This window comes from Granulicella aggregans (assembly GCF_014203275.1).
GTDB lineage: Bacteria > Acidobacteriota > Terriglobia > Terriglobales > Acidobacteriaceae > Edaphobacter.
On the sequence record NZ_JACHIP010000030.1, the window covers coordinates 21846 to 28181 of the forward strand.

The 6336-nt window shown below is 56.7% G+C and carries 5 protein-coding genes; 2 read left to right on the forward strand and 3 right to left on the reverse strand.

The window, feature by feature from the left end:
• Positions 1 to 12: 12 nt before the first annotated feature.
• Entirely contained in the window at positions 13 to 849 is an 837-nt protein-coding gene (locus tag HDF16_RS28070; RefSeq protein ID WP_184223931.1) for a helix-turn-helix domain-containing protein, read from the reverse strand.
• Positions 850 to 966: 117 nt separating this feature from the next.
• Positions 967 to 3441 (reverse strand): winged helix-turn-helix domain-containing protein, encoded by a 2475-nt coding sequence (locus HDF16_RS28075; RefSeq protein WP_184223933.1) that lies wholly within the window; start codon positions 3439 to 3441, stop codon positions 967 to 969.
• A gap of 197 nt (positions 3442 to 3638) precedes the next feature.
• Here HDF16_RS28075 and HDF16_RS28080 point away from each other — a divergent pair, with 197 nt between their 5' ends.
• Together HDF16_RS28080 and HDF16_RS28085 are read left to right on the forward strand one after the other, a co-directional pair.
• Positions 3639 to 5012 carry a nuclear transport factor 2 family protein gene (locus HDF16_RS28080; protein WP_221313334.1) on the forward strand — a complete coding sequence of 458 codons (1374 nt, stop codon included), beginning with the start codon at positions 3639 to 3641 and terminating at the stop codon, positions 5010 to 5012.
• Positions 5013 to 5119: 107 nt separating this feature from the next.
• Complete coding sequence (locus HDF16_RS28085) at positions 5120 to 5641, forward strand: SgcJ/EcaC family oxidoreductase (protein ID WP_221313336.1); 522 nt, start codon at positions 5120 to 5122, stop codon at positions 5639 to 5641.
• 299 nt (positions 5642 to 5940) lie between these two features.
• On the opposite strand, the gene HDF16_RS28090 is transcribed toward HDF16_RS28085, so the two are convergent.
• Positions 5941 to 6336, reverse strand: a 396-nt coding sequence (locus HDF16_RS28090; protein ID WP_184223939.1) for a hypothetical protein, incomplete at its 5' end; no start/stop codon positions are given.

Below are 6336 nucleotides of genomic sequence, written 5' to 3' on the forward strand. Positions count from 1 at the left end.
TAGAACCGGTTTTCATCGACCCTTTGAGGATGGCTCCATTGCGAAGTGGATGAGATGCGCTGGTTCTATCTCCTGCAGCGCGGAGGTTGGGGCCTCCCCTGCGAATTCACGGAAGTCCCGAATCATGTGCATGTGGTCGTGGTACTGGGCAGCATGAGCGATCTGTGTCCAGTTCAAGGAACGCTCTGTTCTGAGACGAAGAGCATGACTGAACCGCGCGATGCGGGCCAGGGTCTTTGGAGACATCCCGGCGTATTCGAGGGATCTTCGCTCAAGCTGGCGAAGGCCAACGCCCATCTGTTTGGCGACACCAGCGACCTTGAGACCTGTTTCAGGCATGGTCAGCAGATGAAGCGCTTTCTGTACTGGGTCGATAGACGAAAGGCCCGATAGTTGCCGCAGGAAATAAGAGTCCAACGCTCTTGCTCTCTGCGAGAGGGAGATGAGATTTCCTAGCTGCTCGTGAAGTCGCGATACGTCTCTGCCGAGAAGCGCATGCCCCTCCGTTCCCGCATTCGATAGCAGTGCTGTCGGAATTCCAAAGAGCGCGTGGAAGCCGAAGGGTTGAAACATGACGACGAGCGACTCGATATCCCCTCTGATAATCAGCCGTGAGCGACGCCAGCCCTGAGGTCCAATGACCGATATGGCGTTTGGATCTTCGATTGAATCCGACCCATAGTTCCGAACCTCGTACGAGCCAGCGAATTCAAATTCAAGCATCACGCCAAGTCGCGCGACCACCGGCTCAACAAGCTCCCGTGCGCCGAGGTGTGCCTCCCGCTGGACATACGTCCGAATGTAAGGCAACAGGGCCGGGTCAGGAGAGGCGCTTTGAACGGTAAGCATCGGGCTCCTTCGAGATCGGTACGAACGGAAGGTCATCGCTACTCGTTCGCGTGCCGCTCCTCGTTGAGTAGATCGTACTCAGGCGTGTTTCATCCAGCTAGTAAAAACACGACATCTTTAGTGGTTACGGTCTCCAATGCGAGCGAGTTCAAGCTGCGATTGTTTCAAAATCGGAAGTTTCTGGTCGGCAGAACTCCACACGGTAAGAAAGTCTCGATAAGCGGCTTGTGCTCGAACCAAATCTCCCGACTGTACATAGGCTCGTCCAAGCTGCAAGTTGGCCAACGCTCCTATGGGGTCGTTCGCGACTATGCCGGGATGATCGAGGACCTTGCGGAATTCATTTGCTGCGTCACTACCGCGATGCAGCATCAGATAGGCCAACCCTCGCACGTAGATCGGATAGAGCCCACCATAGAAGCCGTCGAAGCTGCTCTGGGGTGAGCCGAGTTCAGAGGGAACATTGGCCTGCAGCAAATCGATTGCCTTCACAGGATCGTGCGCGTTCAATGCGATAAGGGCACGAACCGCTGGAGAATAGTGGAAATGCACAGAAGTATCTTCCGGGAGACGCTTCTCCAGGTCCGCCACCAAAGCTTTGGCCTGGGTCGAATCCCCAGATAGTGCGAACGCGAAAGCAGCACCATACTCGGCGTCTCGACTGTTTGAGAGACCGATTGTCGACTGCGCAAGACGCGTGGCCCGCGTGTGCTCTCCATAGAAGGCTTCTCGCAAAGCGGATCCAGCTTCCAGCCTCGCCGCTGCTTCTCGTCTGCCCGATTGCTTCATAAGCTCGACAGCGTCTTCCGAGACTTTGCGAGCCGAGTCTAGATGACCGTGGTAGGCCAATGTAGATGCGAGCTGATTGGCAAAGATGTCCTTGCTTCCCGGCAACTTCTCTTCAGCCGCAACGACCCGCTTCATGGCTGCTTCGTCCCCGGCCAGGAATGCAAGGCGGTACTGGTCAAGAGCAAGAAAGGGGTTGCTGAAGTGACGAGCCGTGGCATCGTCTATGACTCGCCGGGCGTCCGCATAGTGGCCCAGCGCGATGTCATTGAAGGCTGCGAAATGATAGCCCAGGGCAAAGTCGGGATGAATGGCGACAAGGTGCGTTGCAACTTCGACTGCTCTCTCATAAGAACCGAACACCCTCAGAATGGCGCCAGCCCGAAAGCCGTAGCCTCCCGTGTCATGGGGATAGATCTGGCTCCACGTCTCGCAGGTCTGCTCTGCCTTCTCCAGATCTCCTGTGACCTGTATCTCGTACGAAACTACGATAAAGAACTTTTCGTGATCGCTGGCGTGGTCGCGAAATTCATAGGCTTTGGCTGTGCTCTCCTCAGAGGCCTGTTCTTGTCCGATATCTCCATACATGCGACCCAGCATGGCCCAGGCCATGGCAAACTTGGGGTCGAGTTCGACGGCACGTTGCGCAAGCGGGATTGCGGCGGCGCTCCCACTTTGATTCCCCACCCGACTAGATTCACTGAAAGCCTTGAGAGCGTCGAGAGAGGAAGTTGTGGCTTCGTCAAGCGGGGTATCAAGGCTCTTGATGGAAGCGATGGACTCACCGAGACGACTCCTCAGGCTGGCGGCTACATCGCTGAGAGCTCGCAGGACATCTTCTTTCCTGGCGACCTGGGCCTGCTCCGTATCGAGACTGTCTCCCGTAGCGCAGTCGGTTGCGTGAAGGGTAATGACATATTGGCTTCCAAGTGGCGCGATCGAGCCGTCCAGCATGGCAGCGCTATTGGTCCTCTGGCAGACCTCACGAGCCAGAACCGGCGGCAAGCGCGAATCCACAGGCTGGTTCATCAGGAGAAGCGTAGACCGAATCTTCGGCTCGGAGACGAGGCTGAGGACTGGAGACTGCTCTAGCTGGACGGTCATACCCTCACGCAGAGTCCCGTCGAAGACGGCGTCGCCGGTAGAATTCTCAAAATCGCTCAGGACAATGGTTTTCTTGTCTTCGCGAACAGGGGGTTGACGGAAACTCCTCCAGAGAAAGGTTCCCGCCGCTGCAAGCAGCACGAGCATGAGCACAGTCCATACGACGGATCTGCCTGGCCGCCATTTTATGGATCTGTCTACCCGTTCGGGTGCCCGACCTGGTATCAAGTCGTCTGTCGTCAGAACCTCCGGAAGCGGTGCTTCGTTCACACCTCCAACGTGTGAGTCGCCATGCCCGGCGCTTCCCGGCTCAAGCGGACTAATTTCTGGCGCTTCCATGGGGCTCAACACGGAACCGGCCTCGTCTTCACTTTCCCCGAACTGGGGCCGCGATGCGGTCTCGACTTTTGCAATAAACCTGTAGCCCAGAGTCGGGACCGTCTCAATGTAGATCGGGGTACGCGGATGATCGCCCAACTGCTTGCGAAGGATGGCCACCGCGCGAGTCAGCGAGCTCTCCTCGACAAACGTGTCCTTCCAGACGGCCTCAAGAATTAGATCCTTTTGCAGCAGCCTCCCAGCATTCTGAACGAGGAAAAGCAGAACTTGCAGGGCCCTCGGTTCAAGGGCTACGCGGCAACCATCCCGGAAAAGGCAGAATTCGGAATCGTCAAGCTCATAGGAATCAAACAGATAGACCAAACTCTACCTCGGCCAGATGGGCCCTGAAGACCACCCTAGGAAAATCCTAAGAAAACCTTCACCGCAATCAAGCGACACTCAATGCGCGATCAGGCACGATCACCTCGTGCAATCAAGCACAGGAGGCATTTAAGATGCATGGTACCCCATACCCCTCGGAACTCCCTCCCCAAAAGTCGGCGACATGGCGTAAGAGAGTGTCGATTCCAGCCGCTGCTTTGGTTGCAATCGTGATCGCTCATCAGGCGGCAGCAGCTCAAGCCGCGGCCACCTCACCCGATGTCAGCGCCATTGAAAGTAAGATCCACGCCGAAGATTCAATCATCGGCCGTGCCATCGCCACCCGTGACTTTGCAACCGTCCAGAAGTATTGGTCACCGTCCCTGGTAGTCAACGGTCCGGCCAACAAGATCGTCAACCGCAACCAGGTCGTCGAGTCCATGCACAATGGCGGCCTCAATTACACCAGTCTCAAAGGCAAGACGGAATTCTTCACCGTTACCAACGGGGTGGCCATCGACATGGGCCACGATGAAGTAGTCACGGCCGATGGTCCGATGGCGGGCAAGCACCTCGTGCGCCGATCAACCAACATCTTTCAGCGCTCCGGTGACGATTGGGTCCTGATCGCACGTCAGGCAACTTACGTCGGTTTCGATGGAGCGATCTTGGCTGGCACGGTCACTAGTCCGTTCACACCCCCCTCCCCGGCACCCGACGATGCAGCCATCCACACCCAGATCGAAGCCAACGGTCGAGCGGTCGGCAACGCAATCGCAACCAACGACTTTGCAGCTCTCGAAAAGCTCTGGTCACCGGCCATGGTCGTCAACAGCCCCGGCAACAATATCCTCACGCGCGATCAGGTCTTCGCCGCCATGCGCGAGGACAAACTCAAGTATTCCAGCGCGAAGGCAGTCCCAGAAGCCTTCTACACCGTACGAGATCTTGCGATTGAAATGGGTCACGACGACATTGTCATGGCCAACGGCCCGATGGCCGGCAAGCCGATCAGCCGCCGCTTTACAAACGTCTGGCAGAAGAACGGCGACCAGTGGCTCCAGATTGCCCGTCAGGCGACCTATGTTGGAATTGACGGCGGTGCCGTCTACGGTCACCCCGACCCCACTCTCGATCCCATATCTCTCGCAGCGCCGACCTTCCCTCAGAATACGGCTGTCACTGGTTCTCCGGAAGACATCAAGGCGATTGAAGCGCTGGTGCACTCGAATCCATCCGATCACGTTACTGAAGATGTCAGCTTCACCAACATCTTCGGCACCGTGCGCTTCGGCCGCGACGAGTTCATCCAGCGCCATAAAGAAACTGGGCAGACCTTCTTCAAGGGAGCAACTTCGACGAGTTCCATCACCAAGCTGCGTTTCGTTCGGCCAGACGTGGCTGTGGTCGATATCTCCGGAGAGCTGAGTGGATTTCAAAAGGTCTACCCTGGGCTGCCCGTGGGCAAAGATGGCGTTCTGCGGAACAAACTCTTACTCGTCCTCATCAAGGAAGACGGGACCTGGTGGATCACAGAATTTCATAACGTAGCTCAGACACCCGAGGTCTAGCCCAGAACGCATGATCTAGCCGCCGGGCTAGGTCCTCGCGCGTGTCTCGGAGATGAGGAGATGCCGACTGCATCGTCTACCTGAATTCAATGAGATGGAGGTTCAATATGTCGCATATACGCAGCGCATCTCGATGCTTCTTCAGAAGCGTTTTTTTCTTCCTGATGGTTCTAGCGCCTGCCGCAGTCATCGCACAGAAGGTGCCCGATGAGGCCGCTCTGAGATCGCTCTTTCAGGATCAAGAAGCGGCATGGAACCGCGGTGACGGGGTGGCGTTCGCCGCAGCCTTCACTGAAGACAGCGACTTCATCAACGTTCGCGGTGATCTATTCCATGGACGGACAATGATTGCGGCGCGACATGCGGCCATTCTCTCCGGGCCCTTGAAAGGCAGCCATAACTTGATCACAATTCGGACGCTGACGCCCGTCAGTACCAATCTCGCGATTGTGGAAACTGATCATTCAACAAGCGACTTTCGTTCGCTGCCGCCTGGCATCGTCGCCACTACTCCCGGCACCCTTAAGACACGAATGACATATGTTGCCAGGCGACAAAGCGGAAAGTGGTCAATCCTTTTTGCACAGAACACGGCTGTTGCCTCGACACCTGTCACCCCGACGAGATAAGACAACCATCCTTGATTGTGTCGACAGCGGCTCCTCGCAATGTTTGTGCGAGTTTTTAGCAGAAGCCCATACACCCTCACTCTTCGAGTCGCAGCAGGGCCACGAGTCGTTTCGAGGGGACTCGACACTGAAGCCGCAATCGACCTGGCTCCTCAACTGGCGAGAACAGGCCAATGCGCGTTTGCAGCCGAGTGCCGCTTACTTTAATACTCGGCGATTTCGCATCAACTGAGTGTCCGCAGCTTACTGCTCAGAACGCCGTTTACTGGGATGAAAGAGCTCCCCTCGACCATGGTGCTTTATGAGAATCGAACTCCGCGCCCCAGGACCAAAACAAAGAAGGTCAGTACGACGACGGCAGCCAGAATCCATGGGAGACTTCGTTCAAGTGGCTTCAGGGGACCGATGTACGCGCGCGCTCGCCGCAGACTAATGAGGTTGTCCATCTGCGTAAGTCCAAACGCTGCTGCAGCTGCGGGAAGTCCCGAGGTAAGAATTTGCATCGGGCCTTTTGGGTTGAGCGAAGCCGCCGCACACGCCACGACCATTGACCCGATGTAGGGAATGAACGTGATCCTCCGGATCCTTGCTTTTGTTACGAGCCTCGCGGCCTCGTCTTCTCCCACACCGGCGAACGGAGCCAGCGGATCGATAAGCAACCGCATGCTTGCGTAGTAGCCCGCGACTGCGACTGC